Below are 18,358 nucleotides of genomic sequence, written 5' to 3'. Positions count from 1 at the left end.
GACGAATATGAACTTAGAACAATTTTATCAATTATCTGACGATGAATTAGTGGGAACAAAAGGTGGTTTTGGTCTTGCGGAAGCAGTTGGGATTGCAGGAGTACTGAATGCTGCTGTACAAATTTTTAATGCTGGTTACAAATTTGGTTCAGATTTGGCTCGTCGTGGGCGTTAGATAATGAATAATCGCAACCTTAATCTCAATACATTGTTACCTAAACTAGCCACTATATTTCCTTTGTTGGGAATAATTCTTAATGTCGCGCTTCATGTGATTCGTACAGGTTCGTTAGTATACTTTAATTGGCAATGGACTTTGGTTGGTTTGCTTTTCTCAGCATATTTTGGTATTTTTCGCAAAGATTTGTCAAAAAATAATCCAAACTATAAATGAAGAACATGAATCAAAAGGATTTTGTGTATATGAATGGTAGCGTTTTTCCGCCATTCTTGTCAGGTAAATAGGAGCTTTCTATGAAAACATTTTTATTAGGCTTTACTGAGGGTTATTTTACCGTATCGCTCATAATCTACATCGCAACGTATTTGATTTTGAGAAATCCAATCAATACCCTATTTTATCCAGAAATTTACCCTGTTTTATTTGGGCTCTTTTATCTAGGATATAAGGTCAATAAAAAGCGAGTAGAGTAAACAGTTAAGAATGACTTGTTAGTCTGCGCTAAAATGGCTAGGCTAGAATCTAGGAATGCATCACATTGGAGTTTAATATGAAATTTATTAAATCAATACTGAAAGTTTGGCCTGAAATTATGGTATTACTTAGTTCAATGTCTTATATCATCATCAGATTAGTAGCTGACATGAATAAAGTATCTTTACTTACTTGGTTTGATAGTTTCAATATACCAACGATTGCATTATTTATGATGGTCTTCATTCTTTTATACAGAAGTAAAGAAAAAAAGAATGGATAAATTTGAGGTAGTAGACGCTCTATAGGGAATAGGTGTCTTATAGTAACGAATCAAAAAAAGGAGTAACTATGAATCGTAATTTAGAACGGTGTTATCTATTCTGACTAGGAATAGATTATACCAGAGGTGGCTTAGAAATAGCAGGGACATTAAAAATTGAAGTAACTTTAAATAGGATGTCGTAAAGGTTACTATCAATGATTTATTTGTCCCAAGCTTGCCTAGGGTGTCAGAAAAAAATCATTTTCCTTTCAATAGCATATTTTTAGTAGGTAGGACGTTTGTTCTGCCTATTTTTTGCCAAAAAAGTGTATTTGAGCTGTTTATTTGGAGTTTTACATGTATTTTTTGATAAAATTTGATAAAATAGGTATAGAAATTAGGAGAGTTGAAGAAAAGAAATGAAGAAGGTTTTAAGATATTTTTTAGTATTTGTTTTTCTATTTTTGATGAATATTTTCATCTTTAAGATACTAGCAACTCTGGGATTTCAGCTGACAATGAGTGAAAAGAGTTATATTGTACCACCGCTGTTTTCGATTATCGTTTTGTACATGATTGACAAAAGAATTAGGAAGAAAAAGAAATCTTTGTAATCAACTTAAGGAGTATTACTATGGATGAGTTGAAACGTGAAATTGGTTATAAAATCAAAACTATTAGGCGATCTTGTGGAAAAACTCAGATAGATATTTGTGGTGATGAATCAGAGTTGACGATTCGTCAGCTAGCACGTATTGAAAATGGGCAAGCTTTAGCAACACTTCCTAAATTATTATTGATTGCGGATAAACTTGGAGTATCATTACAGAATATTGTGGATGTTAAGGTTATAGAGATTCCAAAAGGATTCCTAAAACTCAAAGATGAGCTGATTCATTCTCAAACCTACGCTGATAAGGGAAGAATCGAACGAAAAGAAGCTATACTTGAGGAAATATATGAAAACTATTATGAGAATTTGCCTGAGGAAGAGCAGTTAATTGTGGATGTGACACAAGCTCGTTTTGATATTTATGGTAGTTCAGATGTGACCTACGGTTTAGGGTTAGTGGAAGAATATTTCCAGCAGTTATTAAAAAAGAAATATTTTTCTGTAAATGATTTGTTGATTATTGAATTGTATTTCTTTTGTTGTGCTATGGGATTAGAAGATAAAGAACATTTTGAGGAGTTAGCTCAAAAAGTATTGCTATGTTCAGAATATGAAGATAAGGCTAGCCTAGCTCAGATGGAAAAAGTTCTTCTGAGCCTATTTATCCAAATTCAGACAGAAGATAGTCTGATATATATTCAAACATTTGAGAAAATTATTGCTAAAACAAGACATGTTTTTTACCGACCTCATCTATTTTTGCTAAAGGCAAAATATGCTTTATTTGTAGACAAGAATATTTTAGAGGCAGAAAGTTTCTATGAAAAGGCAATTTCTCTAGCAGAATTGCTAGATGATCAGATATTAGTTCAGAGAATCTTAGAAGAAAAACAAATAGATTTCCCAACAACCTGACTTCTAAGTCATGTTGTTTTTTTCATGTTTTTGTTATATTAAACCTATAAAGAAAACGCTCTCAAAAAGAAAGGAGGTTTATTATGGTTGGAACGTTATTTGTCCCTTTAAGTATAAGAGTTTGGTTCTATCTATAATATCAGGTAGAGATTAATGGAATAAAGTATTCTTATATTGGATTAAAGGAATGTTTTAATAGGTTTCCTACATTAGTATAGAGGATGAAACTCAATTTTCAATGATATAAAAGAGTGATTTGGAGATTGTGAGGGTTGAGTATGTTTATTTATGATGTAGGAAGTGTAAACTAAAAAGGAGGTAGTAATCGTATAAAAGTTAAATAGACATTATCTTTTATTGAGTCTTAGTGATATAAAAGTAATTTGATAATCTAGGAAAATGTAGTAGTAATTTATTTATTATAGATATGTTAATAAAAGTAGTATAAAATATAGACGAACATTTGAAGAGAGTTAGGAATACAACATGTGCGAATTAACTCTCAATAAAACATACATAATATACAAAAGGAGTACACTAAAATGAAATCTAAAAGAATGGAATTTCATAATAAATTTCTCATTGTTTCAGCAATGTTAGCAGTCATTAGTTGGTTAAGCTTAGGTGTTGTTTCTTTTCCTATGTTGGCTGGGACATTAGGAATTTCGACAAAAGCTGCTGCTACTGTAGTCAATTTGATTAGTGCTTATAGTACAGTTACAGCAGTAATTTCAATTGTAGGTGCAATCACAGGAGTAGGTTCTATTGGTTCGGGTATTGCAGCAACAGTTCTTTATATATTGAAAAAGAAGGGTGCTGCTAAAGCAGCTCTATGGTAGAACTAGATGAAAATACTTTCTAAAAAAGAATGTGAAAGTATTTTAGGTTATCTTAATTTTATTGGGATAACCCTTTTGTTTTTTGTTATCATAAGTTTGTCAATCTATTTTAAAAGCTATCTTCCTTTTCAAGGGAAATTATTTTTACTTTTTTTGGTAGTAGATTACGCTACTTTGAATCGTTATAATATGAAACTGCCTATCCAAAGTAAAAAAATAAATACTTTCTATATAAGGAAAAACTATATTTTTCTCTATCTTCTTGCCATTGTCAAGAAATATTATTCTTTCCAAATTTTACAATCATTCATTTATTTATTTTGTATTTTCTAGATATTATTGGATATTTTTATTTATACATTACTCTTTGTTTGATAGTTATTCAAATTATTTCTTTAATTCTACCTAGTTTGTTTTCAATTATAAGTAAATTGTTCTTATTTTTATCTATAGGACTATTGTCTATAGAACAAGGACAAGTTGTAATTTATGTCATACTACTCAATTATTTTATTTTAGTTATGGGGATATTAGATAATCACGCGAGTAATTTCTATTTTAAAAGCAGTCGAATGAGCCAAAAAAGATTTCGTAGCAGTCTATTTATATTGCTTCGTTTTTGTTGGTTAAATAAAGGGTTAACTTTTTCTTTTATTTTGATTAGTATTCTTCTTTCCTATCTATTTTGGTATATGATGACGATGTTATCAATTGATGGTACAAAAATACCAATATTGTTTCTTTATACCTCAATATATATCACATTAATGGAGGCAATAATAGGGAATCATAAATCCTCAATTGGGGTAGATCTAGCTTTACTTCAATTATCTGCTCTTAATCATTCTAAAATGAATTTCTTTTTTAAGAATGCACAACTAATGATGTTGACGCATTTAATCTCTTTCTTACAATTTTCATTGTTGTTATGTTTGATTCCGGTGACAAGTTATAGTAATGATATAAAAAGTATTTTGTTGAATTTGTTATTGATTCCATTCAATTATTTTATAGCCTATGTCTATTATAAGAAAGCTCTATTTTTAATTAAAGGTACAGTTAGTTTATTGAGATGGAGTTTTCTGGTTTTATATTGTTTTCTGATATTATTTGTAACTTTAGTAGGGGGCATTAGATGAGAAAAAGTGGTTTTCTGATTTACTATGTGTTATTTTGTACGGTCTGTTTTTCACTAGGTTTACTTTTAAGCTTTATATTAAAAAGTGAGACTTTTGCTACTATACCTCCGAAACTGGAATTACAATTTACATTGACAGTTTTACAGGCAAATTCTACAAATTTTTTGCTATATCTATTCTGTTTTCCGATTTCGCCCTTATTGCAACTTTTTGATTTGCTATCTTTAGGAATACAATTGGGTATATCTGGTCAGATGATTGGAATAGTAGCTACAATAAAAGGAATATTACCTCATGGTCTTATTGAAATACCGAATTTTATTTGGTATCAAGGTATGAGTCAGTATCTTTTATACCGATTATTGAAGGATAGGGGAATTGAAAATATACTTATTTATATAAAAAGTAATTTAAAATGGTATATCATTTCTTATATTTTATTAATTTTAGCAGCGTTGATAGAGGGAATTAAATTATGAAAATTGAAAATGAATCTAAAAGTTATGATAAATGTATACTGAAAAATATATCACTAGAGATTGATAAGGGAATTTACAGAGTTGAAGGAGAGAATGGTTCAGGAAAGAGCACCCTTCTACAACTTTTAGCTGGGCTAGAGACTTTTGATAGTGGTTTAAAGAATTGTGTCTCCAAAGATGTACTATACCTTGATACCAATCAGCTTGGGGTTATTCCATTTACTATAGAAGAAAATTTGCAGTTGTTGTGTGATTCTTTTCAAATCCATCTATCATTTGAGGATAAAGAACAAATTAATACTTTTTTTGATAATAAAATCGGAGATAACTATATGACAGCATCTACTGGAACAAAATTCAAATTAGGCTTATCCTTAATTTTTGCTAAAAATTGGGATTATATTTTTATTGATGAGACCTTATCAACAGTGGATGCAAGAAGTATTGATATGATTGCTAAACGTTTAATTTCCATGAAAGAAAGCTCTACTATTATATATGTATCTCATAATTTATTGAATCAAGAATTGATTAGCAAATCTCAAAGGATTTTAATAGAGGAAGGACGGGTTTATGAAATTTCAAACAAATAATAGTTTATACAAATTAATGAATCTGATTATTTATCTTTTTCTTTTATATTTGTTTATTGATTTACTGATGAAGTCGGGAATTTTAGATGAACAAATTGATAAATTATCTGAACTATCTAATCTTTTTACAATTAAAATAGAAACAATATTGACAGTGATTTCTGTTGTTTTCACATTTATAGCAACTCTTATTGAATATGGATTTTCTCTCTTTCTGATTACATTATTTTTTGATAAGGATAAGAGGAACTTTGGAGATATTCTTTTATCTAAAAATATAACCTTAAGTTTTAGCATTTTACTTTGTTACTTATTTAATCCATCGGATATAAAGTTTGCTTATTTCAGCATATTGACAGTATTACTAATTGGGATAACAAATTATGCGAGATTTAAAAATTTAAGATTGACAGTAGTATTTTCTGTACCATTTTTATTTAATGCTATAGTGTCTATTATAAATAGTTTTTAGAAATACTAAAATTTCTTTTCTTTACTTAATAATGACACGAAATCATTTCGGTTTTATTAACTTGGAATTCTTATATTTTCTAGGTAGAACGTTTGTTCTGCCTATTTTCTTTATCCAAAAAGTGCAGTTGGGAGGGAGATAGGCGCATTTGGGGAGGAAGTCCAGTTTTTGTTTGAGGATTGGGGTAAGATAGTTGTTATCAGATGAGTTTATACTCTTCGAAAATCAAATTCAAACCACGTCAACGTCGCCTTGCCGTATATATGTGACTGACTTCGTCAGTCCTATCTACAACCTCAAAACAGTGTTTTGAGCAGCCTGCGGCTAGTTTCCTAGTTTGCTCTTTGATTTTCATTGAGTATTAGGAAAAAGGAGATGAAGATGAAATTTGGGAAACGTCACTATCGTCCGCAGGTGGATCAGATGGACTGCGGTGTAGCTTCATTAGCTATGGTTTTTGGCTACTATGGTAGTTATTATTCTTTGGCTCACTTGCGAGAATTGGCTAAGACGACTATGGATGGGACGACGGCTTTGGGCTTGGTCAAGGTGGCAGAGGAAATTGGTTTTGAGACGCGAGCAATTAAGGCGGATATGACGCTCTTTGACTTGCCAGATTTGACTTTTCCTTTTGTTGCCCATGTTCTTAAGGAAGGAAAATTGCTCCACTACTATGTGGTGACTGGGCAGGATAAGGATAGCATTCATATTGCCGATCCAGATCCTGGGGTGAAATTGACCAAACTGCCACGTGAGCGTTTTGCGGAAGAATGGACAGGAGTGACTCTTTTTATGGCACCTAGTCCAGACTACAAGCCTCATAAGGAACAAAAGAATGGTCTGCTCTCTTTTATCCCTATATTAGTGAAGCAGCGTGGCTTGATTGCCAATATCGTTTTGGCAACACTCTTGGTAACCTTGATTAACATTGTGGGTTCTTATTATATGCAGTCTATCATTGATACCTATGTGCCAGATCAGATGCGTTCGACGCTTGGGATTATTTCTATTGGGCTGGTTATCGTCTATATTCTCCAGCAGATTTTGTCTTACGCTCAGGAGTATCTCTTACTTGTTTTGGGGCAACGCTTGTCGATTGATGTGATTTTGTCCTATATCAAGCATGTTTTTCACCTGCCTATGTCCTTTTTTGCGACACGTCGGACAGGGGAAATCGTGTCTCGTTTCACGGATGCTAATAGTATCATCGATGCGCTGGCTTCGACCATTCTTTCGATTTTCCTAGATGTGTCAACAGTTGTCATTATTTCTCTTGTTTTATTTTCACAAAATACCAATCTCTTTTTCATGACTTTATTGGCACTTCCTATCTACACAGTGATTATCTTTGCCTTTATGAAGCCGTTTGAAAAGATGAATCGGGACACCATGGAAGCCAATGCGGTTCTGTCTTCTTCTATCATTGAGGACATCAACGGTATTGAGACTATCAAGTCCTTGACTAGTGAAAGTTCACGTTATCAAAAGATTGACAAGGAATTTGTGGATTATCTGAAGAAATCCTTTACCTATAGTCGGGCAGAGAGTCAGCAAAAGGCTCTGAAAAAAGTTGGCCATCTCTTGCTCAATGTCGGCATTCTCTGGATGGGGGCTGTTCTGGTCATGGATGGCAAGATGAGTTTGGGGCAGTTGATTACCTATAATACCTTGCTGGTTTACTTTACCAATCCTTTGGAAAATATCATCAATCTGCAAACCAAGCTTCAGACAGCACAGGTTGCCAATAACCGTCTGAATGAGGTCTATCTGGTAGCCTCGGAGTTTGAGGAGAAGAAAACGGTTGAGGATTTGAGTTTGATGAAGGGAGAGATGACTTTCAAGCAGGTTTACTATAAGTATGGCTATGGTCGAGATGTCTTGTCGGATATCAATTTGACTATTCCGCAGGGTTCTAAGGTGGCTTTTGTGGGGATTTCGGGGTCAGGTAAGACGACCTTGGCTAAGATGATGGTTAATTTTTACGACCCAAGTCAGGGAGAGATTAGTCTGGGTGGTGTCAATCTCAATCAGATTGATAAAAAAGCCCTGCGCCAGTACATCAACTATCTGCCTCAACAGCCCTATGTCTTTAACGGAACGATTTTGGAGAATCTTCTCCTTGGAGCCAAGGAGGGGACGACTCAAGAGGATATCTTACGGGCGGTGGAATTGGCAGAGATTCGGGAGGATATCGAGCGCATGCCACTGAATTACCAGACAGAATTGACTTCGGATGGGGCAGGGATTTCAGGTGGTCAACGGCAGAGAATCGCTCTGGCGCGTGCTCTCTTGACAGATGCACCTGTCTTGATTTTGGATGAGGCGACCAGCAGTTTGGATATTTTGACAGAGAAGCGGATCGTAGATAATCTCATGGCTTTAGACAAGACCTTGATTTTCATCGCCCACCGCTTGACCATTGCAGAGCGGACAGAGAAGGTTGTTGTCTTGGATCAGGGCAAGATTGTTGAAGAAGGAAAGCATGCTGATTTGCTTGCACAGGGTGGCTTTTACGCCCATTTGGTCAATAGCTAGAAAGAGGAGAGGATGAAACCAGAATTTTTAGAAAGTGCGGAGTTTTATAATCGTCGTTACCATAATTTTTCCAGTCGGGTGATTGTCCCCATGTCCCTTCTGCTTGTGTTTTTACTTGGATTTGCAACATTTGCAGATAAGGAGATGAGTTTGTCTACTAGAGCTACTGTCGAGCCTAGTTGTATCCTTGCACATATCCAGTCAACTAGCAACAATCGTATTCTTGTCAATCATTTGGAAGAAAATAAGCTGGTTAAGAAGGGGGATCTCTTGGTTCAATATCAGGAAGGGGCAGAGGGTGTCCAAGCGGAGGCCTATGCTAGTCAGTTGGATATGCTCAAGGATCAAAAAAAGCAATTGGAGTATTTGCAAAAGAGCCTGCAAGAAGGGGAGAACCACTTTCCAGAGGAGGATAAGTTTGGCTACCAAGCCACCTTTCGCGACTACATCAGTCAAGCAGGCAGTCTTAGGGCTAGTACATCGCAACAAAATGAGACCATCGCGTCCCAGAATGCAGCAGCTAGCCAAACCCAAGCCGAAATCGGCAACCTCATCAGTCAAACAGAGGCTAAAATTCGCGATTACCAGACAGCTAAGTCAGCTATGGAAACAGGTGCTTCCTTGGCCAGTCAGAATCTAGCCTACTCTCTCTACCAGTCCTACAAGTCTCAGGGCGAGGAAAATCCGCAAGCTAAGGCTCAGGCTGTTGCGCAGGTTGAAGCGCAGCTTTCTCAGTTAGAATCTAGTCTTGCTACTTACCGTGTCCAGTATGCAGGTTCAGGTACCCAGCAAGCCTATGCGTCAGGTTTAAGCAGTCAATTGGAATCTCTCAAATCCCAACACTTGGCAAAGGTTGGTCAGGAATTGACCCTTCTAGACCAAAAAATCTTGGAAGCAGAGTCAGGCAAGAAGGTTCAGGGAAGTCTTCTAGACAAGGGGAAAATTACGGCCAGTGAGGATGGGGTGCTTCACCTTAATCCTGAGACTAGTGATTCTACCATGGTAGCAGAAGGTACCCTACTAGCCCAACTCTATCCATCCTTGGAAAAAGAAGGAAAAGCCAAGCTAACAGCTTATCTAAGTTCAAAAGATGTAGCAAGAATCAAGGTCGGTGATTCTGTTCGCTATACTACGACTCATGATGCCAAGAATCAACTTTTCCTAGATTCTACTATTACCAGCATAGATGCTACAGCTACCAAGACTGAAAAAGGGAATTTCTTTAAAATTGAAGCGGAGACTAATCTAACTTCTGAGCAGGCTGAAAAACTTCGGTACGGGGTGGAAGGCCGTCTACAGATGATTACGGGCAAGAAAAGTTACCTGCGTTATTATTTAGATCAATTTTTGAACAAAGAGTAATGTTCGTATTTTCAGAGTTAAATGATTTTAAAACTGTGAGAAAGATTCTTCTTGCAGTTTTTTCTTTATGATTTTCGAGGGTGCTATGTTATTTATTCGGTTAAATTCTTGTAATTTTAGGTTTTTTATGGTAGAATGTGCTCAAGTAATACGAAAGGCGAACTTTAAAATGTCAAAACAGTTGATCTATTCGGGAAAAGCTAAAGATATCTATACAACTGAAGATGAAAATCTTATTATTTCAACTTACAAGGACCAGGCGACTGCTTTCAACGGTGTCAAGAAGGAGCAGATTGCAGGTAAGGGAGTCTTGAATAATCAGATTTCATCTTTTATTTTTGAGAAATTAAATGCGGCTGATGTGGCGACTCACTTTGTGGAGAAACTTTCAGACACGGAACAACTCAATAAAAAGGTTGAGATTATTCCTTTGGAAGTCGTGCTCCGCAACTACACGGCTGGTTCCTTTTCAAAACGTTTTGGCGTAGACGAAGGTATCGCCTTGGATACTCCGATTGTTGAATTTTACTATAAAAATGATGATTTGGATGATCCATTTATCAATGACGAGCATGTGAAATTCCTAAAGATTGCGGATGACCAGCAGATTGCTTACTTGAAGGAAGAAACCCGTCGTATCAATGAACTCTTGAAAGGCTGGTTTGCTGAGATTGGGCTTAAGTTGATTGACTTTAAGCTAGAGTTCGGTTTTGACAAGGATGGCAAGATTATCTTAGCAGATGAATTTTCACCAGATAACTGCCGTTTGTGGGATGCGGATGGCAACCACATGGATAAGGATGTTTTCCGTAGAGGATTGGGAGAACTAACAGACGTTTACGAGATTGTTTGGGAAAAGTTGCAGGAATTGAAATAACAACCTCAAGGCTGTTTGGAAACATTGCAAGAGCTGAAATAAAGGAATAAGAATTGATGGATAAACGTATTTTTGTTGAAAAAAAGGCTGATTTTCAGGTCAAGTCAGAGAGTTTGGTGAGAGAGCTCCAGCACAACTTGGGGCTTTCAACTTTGAAAAGTATTCGCATCGTGCGAGTTTATGATGTATTTGACTTGGCAGAGGACCTGTTTGCACCTGCAGAGAAACACATTTTCTCTGAGCAGGTGATAGACCATGTTTTGGATGAAGCGGCTGTGCAGGCGGATCTTGCCAACTATGCTTTCTTTGCGATTGAAAGCCTACCAGGGCAGTTTGACCAGCGTGCGGCTTCTTCACAGGAAGCCTTGCTTTTACTAGGAAGTTCGAGTGATGTGACGGTTAATACAGCACAATTGTACTTAGTCAATAAGGATATTGATGCGACTGAGTTGGAAGCGGTCAAGAACTATCTGCTCAACCCAGTTGATTCTCGTTTCAAGGACATCACGGTAGGGATTGCCAAGCAGGAATTTTCAGAGTCAGACAAGACTATTCCCAAATTGACTTTCTTTGAAAGCTATACAGCAGAAGACTTTGCTCGCTACAAGGCTGAGCAAGGGATGGCCATGGAAGTGGATGATTTGCTCTTTATCCAAGACTACTTTAAGTCAATGGGGCGCGTGCCAACTGAGACCGAACTCAAGGTTTTGGACACTTACTGGTCTGACCACTGCCGTCATACGACTTTTGAGACAGAGTTGAAACACATCGACTTTTCAGCTTCTAAATTCCAAAAGCAATTGCAGGCGACCTATGACAAGTATATTGCCATGCGTGATGAGTTGGGACGTACGGCAAAACCACAAACCTTGATGGATATGGCTACTATTTTCGGTCGTTATGAGCGTGCCAATGGACGTTTGGATGATATGGAAGTGTCAGATGAAATCAATGCTTGCTCAGTAGAAATCGAAGTGGATGTTGATGGTGTGAAAGAGCCATGGCTCCTAATGTTCAAGAACGAAACCCACAATCACCCAACTGAGATTGAGCCATTTGGTGGGGCTGCTACCTGTATTGGTGGAGCCATTCGTGACCCATTGTCAGGACGTTCATACGTTTACCAAGCTATGCGTATCTCGGGTGCAGGTGATATTACAGCACCAATCTCTGAAACGCGTGCTGGTAAGCTGCCACAACAAGTCATTTCTAAAACAGCGGCTCATGGTTATTCTTCATATGGTAACCAAATTGGGCTTGCGACGACCTATGTTCGTGAATACTTCCACCCAGGCTTCGTTGCTAAGCGTATGGAGTTGGGTGCCGTTGTCGGTGCTGCTCCTAAGGAAAATGTAGTCCGTGAAAAACCGGAAGCGGGGGATGTCATTATCCTGCTCGGTGGTAAGACTGGACGTGATGGTGTCGGTGGTGCGACAGGGTCTTCTAAGGTTCAAACAGTTGAGTCTGTAGAGACTGCTGGTGCTGAGGTTCAAAAAGGAAATGCCATCGAAGAACGCAAGATTCAGCGCCTCTTCCGTAATGGCAATGTCACTCGTCTGATCAAGAAGTCCAATGACTTTGGGGCAGGCGGTGTCTGTGTGGCTATCGGTGAATTGGCAGACGGTCTTGAAATCGACCTCAACAAGGTGCCTCTTAAATACCAGGGCTTGAATGGTACAGAAATTGCCATCTCTGAATCACAAGAACGGATGGCGGTCGTGGTTCGTCCTGAAGATGTGGATACCTTCGTTGCCGAATGTAACAAAGAAAATATTGATGCTGTTGTGGTGGCGACAGTAACTGAAAAACCAAATCTTGTCATGCACTGGAATGGTGAGACAATCGTTGACTTGGAACGCCGTTTCCTTGACACCAATGGTGTGCGCGTGGTTGTCGATGCCAAAGTTGTGGACAAGGATGTCAAACTCCCAGAAGAGCGTCAAACATCTGCTGAAACACTGGAATCAGATACCCTTACGGTTCTATCTGACCTCAACCATGCAAGTCAAAAAGGATTACAGACTATCTTTGACTGCTCTGTTGGACGCTCAACGGTTAATCACCCACTTGGTGGTCGTTACCAACTCACACCAACTGAGGCATCTGTGCAGAAATTGCCAGTTCAACACGGTGTGACTCATACTGCGTCGGTCATTGCTCAAGGTTTCAACCCATATGTAGCTGAATGGTCTCCATACCACGGTGCTGCTTATGCGGTTATCGAAGCAACTGCTCGTTTGGTGGCTGCTGGTGCCAACTGGTCCAAGGCTCGTTTCTCTTACCAAGAGTATTTCGAGCGTATGGATAAACAAGCAGAGCGTTTCGGTCAGCCAGTAGCTGCTCTTCTAGGTTCTATTGAAGCACAAATTCAGCTTGGCTTGCCATCTATCGGTGGTAAGGACTCCATGTCTGGTACCTTTGAAGAATTGACCGTTCCGCCAACCTTGGTTGCCTTTGGGGTGACGACGGCAGATAGCCGTAAGGTGCTCTCTCCAGAATTTAAAGCTGTTGGGGAAAATATCTACTACATCCCAGGTCAAGCCCTCTCTGCAGAGATTGATTTTGACTTGATTAAGAAAAATTTTACTCAGTTTGAAGCCATCCAAGCTGACAATAAAGTGACATCTGCATCAGCTGTCAAATACGGTGGTGTAGTTGAAAGTTTGGCTCTTGCTACTTTTGGAAATCATATCGGTGCAGAGGTAATCTTGCCTGAACTTGAAAGTTCTTTGACAGCACAATTGGGCGGATTTGTCTTCACATCTCCTGAAGAAATTGCTGGAGTAGAGAAGATTGGACAAACGAAAGCAGACTTTACACTGACTGTCAACGGTGTGAAGCTAGATGGACACAAGCTTGACAGTGCATTTCAAGGGACATTGGAAGAAGTTTACCCAACAGAATTTACCCAAGCGAAAGAACTAGAAGAAGTACCAGCTGTGGTATCAGATGTTGTGATTAAAGCCAAAGAAAAGGTTGAAAAACCTGTGGTTTACATCCCAGTCTTTCCAGGAACCAACTCAGAATATGATTCAGCTAAGGCCTTCGAAAAAGAAGGTGCAGAGGTCAATTTGGTGCCATTCGTGACCTTGAATGAAGAAGCTATTGTCAAGTCAGTTGAAACTATGGTTGACAATATCGACAAGACTAATATTCTCTTCTTTGCCGGTGGATTCTCGGCTGCGGATGAACCAGATGGTTCAGCTAAGTTTATCGTCAATATCCTGCTTAATGAAAAAGTGCGTGCGGCTATTGATAGCTTTATCGCCCGTGGTGGCTTGATTATCGGTATCTGTAATGGATTCCAGGCCCTCGTCAAATCAGGTCTTCTTCCATACGGGAACTTCGAGGATGCCAGCAGTACGAGCCCAACCCTCTTCTACAATGATGCCAACCAGCACGTGGCCAAGATGGTGGAAACTCGGATTGCCAATACCAACTCGCCATGGTTGGCTGGAGTGCAAGTGGGTAATATTCATGCTATCCCAGTATCGCATGGTGAAGGGAAGTTTGTCGTGACGGCTGAGGAATTTGCAGAGCTCCGTGACAATGGTCAAATTTTCAGCCAATACGTTGACTTTAACGGTAAACCAAGTATGGATTCTAAGTACAATCCGAATGGTTCTGTCCATGCCATCGAAGGAATTACCAGCAAGAATGGTCAAATCATCGGTAAGATGGGCCACTCAGAACGTTATGAGGATGGTCTTTTCCAAAATATCCCAGGCAATAAAGACCAACACCTGTTCGCATCAGCGGTTAAACATTTCACTGGAAAATAAGACTTACAGATTTTCTAATAGATAGTATCAGTAATGTAAAAGTCATGTAAATCTAGCTCTTGATGATTACAAATGAAAATTAGGTATAAAAAATGACATACGAAGTAAAATCTCTTAATGAAGAATGTGGTGTTTTCGGTATTTGGGGACATCCAGATGCTGCTAAGTTGACCTATTTTGGACTCCACAGTCTTCAACACCGTGGTCAGGAGGGGGCAGGAATCCTCTCCAATGATCAAGGACAACTGAAGCGCCATCGTGACATGGGGCTTTTATCAGAAGTTTTCAGAAATCCAGCCAATTTGGATAAATTGACAGGAGCTGGTGCGATTGGGCATGTGCGTTATGCGACTGCTGGCGAAGCTTCTGTTGATAACATCCAACCCTTCCTCTTCCGTTTTCACGATATGCAGTTTGGTTTGGCTCATAATGGAAATCTGACCAATGCAGCCTCTCTCAAGAAAGAACTGGAACAAAGAGGAGCAATTTTCAGCGCGACTTCGGACTCTGAAATCTTGGCTCACCTCATTCGTCGCAGTCACAATCCTAGTCTGATGGGCAAAATCAAGGAGGCGCTCAGCCTAGTTAAAGGTGGTTTTGCCTATATCTTGCTATTTGAAGATAAGTTGATTGCGGCTCTTGATTCCAATGGTTTCCGTCCGCTTTCTATCGGGAAAATGGCCAACGGAGCGGTGGTGGTTTCCTCTGAAACCTGTGCTTTTGAGGTTATTGGTGCTGAATGGATTCGTGATTTGAAGCCAGGTGAGATTGTGATCATTGATGACAAGGGCATCCAGTATGATAGCTATACGGATGATACTCAGTTAGCAATCTGTTCTATGGAGTATATCTATTTTGCCCGCCCTGATTCTAACATTCATGGTGTCAATGTTCATACGGCACGTAAACGTATGGGTGCTCAATTGGCGCGTGAATTCAAGCATGAGGCGGATATAGTGGTCGGTGTGCCCAATTCTTCCCTCAGCGCAGCCATGGGATTTGCGGAAGAATCTGGTTTGCCAAATGAAATGGGCCTCATCAAGAACCAATACACCCAACGTACCTTTATCCAACCGACTCAAGAATTGCGGGAGCAAGGGGTGCGGATGAAATTGTCTGCAGTTTCTGGTGTTGTCAAAGGCAAGCGTGTGGTTATGATTGATGACTCTATTGTACGTGGAACAACTTCTCGTCGTATCGTTCAGCTTTTGAAAGAAGCAGGTGCGACTGAAGTTCACGTTGCTATTGGCAGTCCAGCGCTAGCTTATCCATGCTTCTACGGGATTGATATCCAGACCCGTCAGGAGCTGATTGCGGCTAATCATACGATTGAAGAAACTCGCAAAATCATTGGAGCTGACAGCCTGACTTACCTCTCTGTTGAGGGGTTGATTGATTCGATTGGGATTGAAACGGATGCGCCAAATGGTGGTCTCTGTGTCGCTTACTTTGACGGTGACTACCCAACACCTCTCTATGACTACGAAGAAGACTATCGTAGAAGTTTGGAAGAAAAGACCAGTTTTTACAAGTGAGTTACTGAGATTCTCCATAAAAGAAAAGGAATAAAGAAATGGCAAATAAAAATGCGTACGCTCAATCTGGTGTGGATGTTGAAGCGGGTTATGAAGTTGTTGAACGGATTAAAAAGCACGTGGCTCGTACGGAGCGTGCAGGTGTCATTGGAGCTCTTGGTGGCTTTGGTGGCATGTTTGATCTTTCAAAAACAGGTGTCAAAGAGCCCGTATTGATCTCAGGGACGGATGGTGTCGGAACCAAGCTCATGCTGGCTATCAAGTACGACAAGCACGATACTATCGGTCAGGACTGTGTGGCCATGTGTGTCAACGATATCATCGCTGCAGGTGCGGAACCCCTCTATTTTCTCGACTATGTGGCGACAGGTAAGAATGAACCAGCTAAGCTAGAGCAAGTCGTTGCTGGTGTGGCAGAAGGTTGTGTGCAGGCTGGTGCTGCCCTCATCGGTGGGGAAACGGCTGAAATGCCGGGCATGTACGGCGAAGATGACTACGACTTGGCTGGATTTGCGGTTGGTGTGGCTGAAAAATCTCAAATCATTGACGGTTCAAAGGTGGCAAAAGGTGATGTTCTTCTCGGACTCGCTTCAAGTGGGATTCACTCAAATGGTTACTCTCTCGTCCGTCGTGTCTTTGCAGACTACACAGGTGAGGAAGTCCTGCCAGAATTGGAAGGCAAGCAACTCAAGGAAGTTTTGCTTGAGCCGACTCGTATCTATGTCAAGTCTGTTTTGCCACTCATCAAGGAAGAGTTGGTCAACGGCATTGCCCATATCACAGGTGGTGGCTTTATTGAGAATGTCCCTCGTATGTTTGCAGCTGATTTAGCAGCTGAGATTGAGGAAGACAAGGTTCCAGTGCTTCCAATTTTCAAAGCCCTTGAAAAATACGGTGAAATCAAACATGAAGAAATGTTTGAAATCTTCAATATGGGGGTAGGGCTCATACTGGCAGTTAGCCCTGAAAATGTAACTCGTATCAAGGAATTGTTGAATGAACCAGTCTATGAAATTGGTCGTATCGTCAAGAAAGAAAACGAAAGTGTCATCATCAAATGAAAAAAATAGCAGTTTTTGCCTCTGGTAATGGCTCAAATTTTCAGGTGATAGCGGAACAATTTCCAGTAGAGTTTGTCTTTTCAGACCATCGTGACGCCTATGTGCTCGAACGTGCAGACAAGCTTGGTGTCCTATCCTACGCTTTTGAACTCAAGGAGTTTGAGAACAAGGCAGACTACGAAGCGGCCCTTGTCGAACTCTTGGAAGAGCACCAGATTGACTTGGTTTGTCTAGCAGGCTACATGAAAATTGTTGGGCCAACCTTATTGGCAGCCTATGAAGGCCGAATCATCAACATTCATCCAGCCTACCTGCCAGAATTTCCAGGAGCTCATGGGATTGAGGACGCTTGGAATGCTGGTGTTGCTGAGAGTGGCGTGACCATTCACTGGGTGGACTCAGGTGTAGATACAGGGAAGATTATCAAACAAGTGCGTGTGCCACGGCTGGCTGATGATACCATAGAAAGCTTTGAAGCTCGCATCCATGAGGCAGAGTACAAGTTGTATCCGGAAGTGTTGGATAGTTTGAAATTAAGGAGAAAGTAAATTTTGAATAATAAAGTTATTAAGACTTTACTAGATAAAGTTAAAGAATTTGAATATTTTTTTAATGAGTATGAAAAACAATTTTACCCTAAAGTAATAAAAATTAGAAATTTATTTCTAGTTAGCTTAATTGTATTTATTATTCTAATGTTGACAAGTTATGTACTTTGGTTCTGGAATTTTGGTGATTTGTGTGTTAAAATAGTTTCTCTTATTTTTACTGTACTTTCTTTGGGGGGCTTTATTTATCTCAGTCGAAAATTTGATAAAATTTCAGATGGAAAACCTAATAAATTTGAAGAGCTATGTAGAGAAATAAAGTATGAATTGATTCTTATGTATGGAGAAAAAGCTAGTTATGCTGTGAAGTTGTTAATAGCTGATTTGACAGATAAACAGGATAATAAAATTAAGAAGTATGAAAGTTTAGTAAAGTCGGTAGGCATAGTTGGTATAATTTTGGTAACGGCTTTTATCACTTTGGCTTTAAATAAATTATTTGTTGCAGATGAGACAGCTATTTCTGTTGAAACATTTTTGGGTTTAATTTTAATCGTAGCTATAATAGTATGGTTGATTAATTTCATAGATAGTGGAATAAAAAATATTATTAAATACCCCATATGGGGTAAAGCTTCAAAAGAAGTGTATCTAATAGATATTTTATACGAAGTTAAATATATGGTTT

The 18,358-nt window shown here is 38.8% G+C and carries 18 protein-coding genes and 1 pseudogene; 18 read left to right on the top strand and 1 reads right to left on the bottom strand.

Going from position 1 to position 18,358, the window contains the following annotated elements; all coding sequences use genetic code 11:
* The first annotated feature begins 7 nt into the window (after positions 1–7).
* The 18 genes and pseudogenes from HT671_RS01240 (at position 8) to purN (ending at position 17,670) form a co-directional block, all read left to right on the top strand.
* Positions 8–175 (top strand): class IIb bacteriocin, lactobin A/cerein 7B family, encoded by a 168-nt coding sequence (locus HT671_RS01240; RefSeq protein WP_001047583.1) that lies wholly within the window; start codon positions 8–10, stop codon positions 173–175.
* Positions 176–178: 3 nt separating this feature from the next.
* Positions 179–394 (top strand): bacteriocin immunity protein, encoded by a 216-nt coding sequence (locus HT671_RS11480; RefSeq protein WP_078149558.1) that lies wholly within the window; start codon positions 179–181, stop codon positions 392–394.
* An 80-nt stretch (positions 395–474) separates the two neighbouring features.
* On the top strand, positions 475–654 hold the full coding sequence (locus HT671_RS01235; protein ID WP_000846995.1) for a hypothetical protein: 180 nt from the start codon (positions 475–477) through the stop codon (positions 652–654).
* A gap of 77 nt (positions 655–731) precedes the next feature.
* Entirely contained in the window at positions 732–938 is a 207-nt protein-coding gene (locus HT671_RS01230) for a hypothetical protein (RefSeq protein ID WP_023938646.1), read from the top strand.
* Between the two features lie 401 nt (positions 939–1,339).
* Complete coding sequence (locus HT671_RS11475) at positions 1,340–1,534, top strand: hypothetical protein (protein WP_000757185.1); 195 nt, start codon at positions 1,340–1,342, stop codon at positions 1,532–1,534.
* A gap of 20 nt (positions 1,535–1,554) precedes the next feature.
* A complete protein-coding gene (locus HT671_RS01225; RefSeq protein WP_000343887.1) occupies positions 1,555–2,448 on the top strand; it encodes an XRE family transcriptional regulator in 894 nt (297 codons plus the stop codon).
* 542 nt (positions 2,449–2,990) lie between these two features.
* Complete coding sequence (locus tag HT671_RS01220) at positions 2,991–3,287, top strand: uberolysin/carnocyclin family circular bacteriocin (RefSeq protein WP_000837726.1); 297 nt, start codon at positions 2,991–2,993, stop codon at positions 3,285–3,287.
* A 6-nt stretch (positions 3,288–3,293) separates the two neighbouring features.
* Positions 3,294–4,426: pseudogene (locus HT671_RS12005) on the top strand (hypothetical protein).
* Entirely contained in the window at positions 4,423–4,905 is a 483-nt protein-coding gene (locus HT671_RS01215; RefSeq protein WP_001232096.1) for a stage II sporulation protein M, read from the top strand. Before HT671_RS12005 ends, HT671_RS01215 begins: the two are co-directional and overlap by 4 nt.
* Complete coding sequence (locus HT671_RS01210; RefSeq protein ID WP_000687786.1) at positions 4,902–5,498, top strand: ATP-binding cassette domain-containing protein; 597 nt, start codon at positions 4,902–4,904, stop codon at positions 5,496–5,498. Before HT671_RS01215 ends, HT671_RS01210 begins: the two co-directional genes overlap by 4 nt.
* Positions 5,479–5,970 (top strand): hypothetical protein, encoded by a 492-nt coding sequence (locus HT671_RS01205; RefSeq protein ID WP_000671988.1) that lies wholly within the window; start codon positions 5,479–5,481, stop codon positions 5,968–5,970. Before HT671_RS01210 ends, HT671_RS01205 begins: the two co-directional genes overlap by 20 nt.
* A gap of 381 nt (positions 5,971–6,351) precedes the next feature.
* Positions 6,352–8,505 (top strand): peptide cleavage/export ABC transporter ComA, encoded by a 2,154-nt coding sequence (comA, locus tag HT671_RS01200; protein WP_023938645.1) that lies wholly within the window; start codon positions 6,352–6,354, stop codon positions 8,503–8,505.
* A gap of 12 nt (positions 8,506–8,517) precedes the next feature.
* Positions 8,518–9,867 carry a competence pheromone export protein ComB gene (comB, locus tag HT671_RS01195; protein WP_023938644.1) on the top strand — a complete coding sequence of 450 codons (1,350 nt, stop codon included), beginning with the start codon at positions 8,518–8,520 and terminating at the stop codon, positions 9,865–9,867.
* A gap of 169 nt (positions 9,868–10,036) precedes the next feature.
* Positions 10,037–10,744, top strand: a complete 708-nt coding sequence (gene purC / locus HT671_RS01190; protein ID WP_050222965.1) for a phosphoribosylaminoimidazolesuccinocarboxamide synthase — start codon at positions 10,037–10,039, stop codon at positions 10,742–10,744.
* A 56-nt stretch (positions 10,745–10,800) separates the two neighbouring features.
* Entirely contained in the window at positions 10,801–14,526 is a 3,726-nt protein-coding gene (locus tag HT671_RS01185) for a phosphoribosylformylglycinamidine synthase (protein WP_172923010.1), read from the top strand.
* Between the two features lie 92 nt (positions 14,527–14,618).
* Positions 14,619–16,061, top strand: coding sequence for an amidophosphoribosyltransferase (gene purF, locus HT671_RS01180; RefSeq protein WP_172923009.1), 1,443 nt, complete (start codon positions 14,619–14,621; stop codon positions 16,059–16,061).
* Positions 16,062–16,099: 38 nt separating this feature from the next.
* Positions 16,100–17,122, top strand: a complete 1,023-nt coding sequence (gene purM / locus HT671_RS01175) for a phosphoribosylformylglycinamidine cyclo-ligase (RefSeq protein WP_023938637.1) — start codon at positions 16,100–16,102, stop codon at positions 17,120–17,122.
* Positions 17,119–17,670 carry a phosphoribosylglycinamide formyltransferase gene (gene purN / locus HT671_RS01170; RefSeq protein ID WP_023938635.1) on the top strand — a complete coding sequence of 184 codons (552 nt, stop codon included), beginning with the start codon at positions 17,119–17,121 and terminating at the stop codon, positions 17,668–17,670. Before purM ends, purN begins: the two co-directional genes overlap by 4 nt.
* Positions 17,671–18,026: 356 nt before the next feature.
* Here the strand turns inward: purN and HT671_RS01165 are convergent, their stop codons facing one another.
* Positions 18,027–18,257 carry a hypothetical protein gene (locus HT671_RS01165; protein WP_138703024.1) on the bottom strand — a complete coding sequence of 77 codons (231 nt, stop codon included), beginning with the start codon at positions 18,255–18,257 and terminating at the stop codon, positions 18,027–18,029.
* Positions 18,258–18,358 lie beyond the last annotated feature (101 nt).

Source organism: Streptococcus sp. 2741 (assembly GCF_013276315.1).
Classification (GTDB): Bacteria; Bacillota; Bacilli; order Lactobacillales; family Streptococcaceae; genus Streptococcus; species Streptococcus pseudopneumoniae.
This window is presented reverse-complemented; position numbering and strand designations above follow the sequence as displayed.

Excerpts from the sequence above, each read along its gene's own strand:
- HT671_RS01240 (WP_001047583.1), top strand. The coding sequence starts at position 8 with ATGAACTTAGAACAATTTTATCAATTATCTGACGATGAATTAGTGGGA.
- HT671_RS11480 (WP_078149558.1), top strand. The coding sequence starts at position 179 with ATGAATAATCGCAACCTTAATCTCAATACATTGTTACCTAAACTAGCC.
- HT671_RS01235 (WP_000846995.1), top strand. The coding sequence starts at position 475 with ATGAAAACATTTTTATTAGGCTTTACTGAGGGTTATTTTACCGTATCG.
- HT671_RS01230 (WP_023938646.1), top strand. The coding sequence starts at position 732 with ATGAAATTTATTAAATCAATACTGAAAGTTTGGCCTGAAATTATGGTA.
- HT671_RS11475 (WP_000757185.1), top strand. The coding sequence starts at position 1,340 with ATGAAGAAGGTTTTAAGATATTTTTTAGTATTTGTTTTTCTATTTTTG.
- HT671_RS01225 (WP_000343887.1), top strand. The coding sequence starts at position 1,555 with ATGGATGAGTTGAAACGTGAAATTGGTTATAAAATCAAAACTATTAGG.
- HT671_RS01220 (WP_000837726.1), top strand. The coding sequence starts at position 2,991 with ATGAAATCTAAAAGAATGGAATTTCATAATAAATTTCTCATTGTTTCA.
- HT671_RS01215 (WP_001232096.1), top strand. The coding sequence starts at position 4,423 with ATGAGAAAAAGTGGTTTTCTGATTTACTATGTGTTATTTTGTACGGTC.
- HT671_RS01210 (WP_000687786.1), top strand. The coding sequence starts at position 4,902 with ATGAAAATTGAAAATGAATCTAAAAGTTATGATAAATGTATACTGAAA.
- HT671_RS01205 (WP_000671988.1), top strand. The coding sequence starts at position 5,479 with ATGAAATTTCAAACAAATAATAGTTTATACAAATTAATGAATCTGATT.
- comA (WP_023938645.1), top strand. The coding sequence starts at position 6,352 with ATGAAATTTGGGAAACGTCACTATCGTCCGCAGGTGGATCAGATGGAC.
- comB (WP_023938644.1), top strand. The coding sequence starts at position 8,518 with ATGAAACCAGAATTTTTAGAAAGTGCGGAGTTTTATAATCGTCGTTAC.
- purC (WP_050222965.1), top strand. The coding sequence starts at position 10,037 with ATGTCAAAACAGTTGATCTATTCGGGAAAAGCTAAAGATATCTATACA.
- HT671_RS01185 (WP_172923010.1), top strand. The coding sequence starts at position 10,801 with ATGGATAAACGTATTTTTGTTGAAAAAAAGGCTGATTTTCAGGTCAAG.
- purF (WP_172923009.1), top strand. The coding sequence starts at position 14,619 with ATGACATACGAAGTAAAATCTCTTAATGAAGAATGTGGTGTTTTCGGT.
- purM (WP_023938637.1), top strand. The coding sequence starts at position 16,100 with ATGGCAAATAAAAATGCGTACGCTCAATCTGGTGTGGATGTTGAAGCG.
- purN (WP_023938635.1), top strand. The coding sequence starts at position 17,119 with ATGAAAAAAATAGCAGTTTTTGCCTCTGGTAATGGCTCAAATTTTCAG.
- HT671_RS01165 (WP_138703024.1), bottom strand. The coding sequence starts at position 18,257 with ATGAAATTAATCAACCATACTATTATAGCTACGATTAAAATTAAACCC.